The sequence below is a fragment of the Sphingomonas sp. S-NIH.Pt3_0716 genome, assembly GCF_003950715.1.
Taxonomy (GTDB): Bacteria; Pseudomonadota; Alphaproteobacteria; order Sphingomonadales; family Sphingomonadaceae; genus Sphingobium; species Sphingobium yanoikuyae_A.
Map to the genome: position 1 here is coordinate 1 of NZ_QLJK01000079.1, position 3281 is coordinate 3281.

Genomic DNA, 3281 nt, shown 5'->3' on the forward strand with positions numbered 1-3281 from the left:
TGGTTGCGGGAGTAGGATTTGAACCTACGACCTTCAGGTTATGAGCCTGACGAGCTACCGGGCTGCTCCATCCCGCGACACTGGGCGTTTTTGTGTGGCCCTGACATGCAAAAAGGGCGGCTTTGCGGGCCGCCCTATTTTGTAACATTGTGATGGGTTTTTGATCCGTTGCTATGCGCGTGCTTCAATGCCTGGCGACGCCCTACTCTTCCAGTGCTTGAGCAATAGTACCATCGGCGCAGACTGGTTTCACGGCCGAGTTCGGGATGGGATCGGGTGGGTCACAGACGCTATGGTCACCAAGCAATGAAGCAGGCGCATAACTGCGGGTTTTTAATCGATACCGTGCACAATTTTGGAGTTTGTATGTTCGTATATCTGGGCTGGCTTAAAACCACGCCATCAGCGTCTTAGCTGTTTCCAGCATTGTCGTTGATGGTGGGACTCTTAAGCGCGAACAGAGCAATTAGGACTGGTTAGCTCCATGCGTTACCGCACTTCCACATCCAGCCTATCAACGTCGTGGTCTACGACGGCTCGATGAAATCTTATCTTGAGGGAGGCTTCCCGCTTAGATGCTTTCAGCGGTTATCCCGTCCATACATAGCTACCCTGCTGCGCCACTGGCGTGACGACAGGTACACCAGAGGTATGTTCAACCCGGTCCTCTCGTACTAGGGTCAACTCCTCTCAAATTTCGACGCCCACGGCAGATAGGGACCAAACTGTCTCGCGACGTTCTGAACCCAGCTCACGTACCACTTTAATTGGCGAACAGCCAAACCCTTGGGACCTGCTCCAGCCCCAGGATGTGATGAGCCGACATCGAGGTGCCAAACGATTCCGTCGATATGAGCTCTTGGGAATCATCAGCCTGTTATCCCCGGCGTACCTTTTATCCGTTGAGCGATGGCCCTTCCACGAGGGACCACCGGATCACTATGACCGACTTTCGTCTCTGCTCGACTTGTCAGTCTCGCAGTCAGGCGGGCTTATGCCATTGCACTCTAACAGACGGTTTCCAACCGTCCTGAGCCCACCATCGCGCGCCTCCGTTACTCTTTAGGAGGCGACCGCCCCAGTCAAACTACCCGCCACAGAGGGTCCCTGCACCGGATAACGGTGCGAGGTTAGACATCAGAAAACAACAGGGTGGTATTTCACCTATGGCTCCACATCAACTGGCGTCAATGCTTCAAAGCCTCCCACCTATGCTACACAGTTCTTTCCTAATGCCACTCTGAAGCTGCAGTAAAGGTGCACGGGGTCTTTCCGTCTAACCGCGGGTACTCCGCATCTTCACGGAGAATTCAATTTCGCTGAGCATATCCTGGAGACAGTGGGGAAGTCGTTACGCCATTCGTGCAGGTCGGAACTTACCCGACAAGGAATTTCGCTACCTTAGGACCGTTATAGTTACGGCCGCCGTTTACCTGGGCTTCAATTCAGAGCTTGCACTCCTCCTCTTAACCTTCAGGCACCGGGCAGGCGTCAGGCCCTATACGTCGTCTTGAAGCCGACTTAGCAGAGCCCTGTGTTTTTGCTAAACAGTCGCTACCCCCTGGCCTGTGCCCCCCATCAAAAGTTGCCTTAAGATGGGGCCTCCTTCTTCCGAAGGTACGGAGGCAATTTGCCGAGTTCCTTCAGGATACTTCTCTCAAACGCCTTGGTATACTCTACCATTCCACCTGTGTCGGTTTAGGGTACGGTCTATACGGTGGGGCTATTTCCTGGGACCCCTTCACTGCCCGGAGCAATCCAATAAGCCCGAACAATTTACGGCATCCGTCACACACCACCAGGCCCACGAATATTAACGTGGTTCCCATCGACTACCCCCTTCGGGCTCGTCTTAGGGGCCGGCTTACCCTGCTCAGATTAGCTTTAAGCAGGAACCCTTGGAATTTCGGCGAGAGGGCATCTCACCCTCTTAATCGCTACTCATGTCTGCATTCGCACTTCCGATACCTCCACGGTCGGTTACCCTTCCGCTTCAACGGCCTACGGAACGCTCCGCTACCGCTCAGTCAAAGACTGAACCCTAAGCTTCGGTGCATCACTTTAGCCCCGTTACATCTTCGCCGCAGGATCTCTTATTTAGACCAGTGAGCTGTTACGCTTTCTTTAAAGGATGGCTGCTTCTAAGCCAACCTCCTGGTTGTTTTGGAAATCCCACATGCTTTCCCACTTAGTGATGACTTGGGGACCTTAGCTGTAGGTTAGGGCTGTTTCCCTTTTGACGACGGACCTTAGCACCCGCCGTCTGTCTGCCGAACTAGACTCGTTGGTATTCGGAGTTTGGTTAGAATTGGTAGATCTCGCGACCCCCGCATCCATCCAGTGCTCTACCCCCAACGGCAAATATTCGACGCTCTACCTCAATAGATTTCGCGGAGAACCAGCTATTTCCCGGCTTGATTGGCCTTTCACCCCTAAGCACAACTCATCCGACAATTTTTCAACATTGAACGGTTCGGTCCTCCAGTGCGTGTTACCGCACCTTCAACCTGGTCATGCATAGATCGCCGGGTTTCGGGTCTAATGCATCAAACTATGGCGCCCTATTCAGACTCGCTTTCGCTGCGCCTACACCTAACGGCTTAAGCTTGCTTGATACACTAAGTCACAGACCCATTATGCAAGAGGTACGCGGTCAGGTCTCAAGGACCCTCCCACTGCTTGTAGGCATCCGGTTTCAGGTACTGTTTCACTCCCCTCATCGGGGTGCTTTTCACCTTTCCCTCACGGTACTGGTTCACTATCGGTCATGTACGAGTATTTAGGCTTGGAGGGTGGTCCCCCCATGTTCAGACAGAGTTTCACGTGCTCCGCCCTACTCAAGTCCTGATGTTTCATTTTCGCATACGGGGCTGTCACCCGCTATGGCCGAACTTTCCAGATCGTTCTGCTAATTAAACATCAGGCACTGGCCTGGTCCGCGTTCGCTCGCCACTACTAACGGAATCTCGGTTGATGTCTTTTCCTCCGGGTACTGAGATGTTTCAGTTCTCCGGGTTCGCTTCACCAAAGCCTATTTTATTCAGCTTAGTGATACCTCTCCCATTTAACTACGCGGCCGGAAAACCGACAACGGAATTAAATGGTGAAGGTGGGTTGTCCCATTCGGAAATCGCGGGATCAAAGCCTGCTCACGGCTCCCCCACGCTTATCGCAGCGTGCCACGTCCTTCATCGCCTGTACATGCCAAGGCATTCACCAGATGCCCTTACCTCACGCTTGAGAGTCCACACCACCAACGACAATACTGGGTAGCATTTGCC

At 53.2% G+C, this 3281-nt stretch carries 1 tRNA gene and 2 rRNA genes; all 3 read right to left on the minus strand.

Annotation, left to right across the window (positions count from 1 at the left end):
* Positions 1–77 (minus strand) — tRNA-Met (locus BRX37_RS25920).
* 112 nt (positions 78–189) lie between these two features.
* Positions 190–304: ribosomal RNA gene (gene rrf / locus BRX37_RS25925) — 5S ribosomal RNA — on the minus strand.
* Between the two features lie 143 nt (positions 305–447).
* Positions 448–3239, minus strand: a 23S ribosomal RNA gene (locus BRX37_RS25930).
* Positions 3240–3281 lie beyond the last annotated feature (42 nt).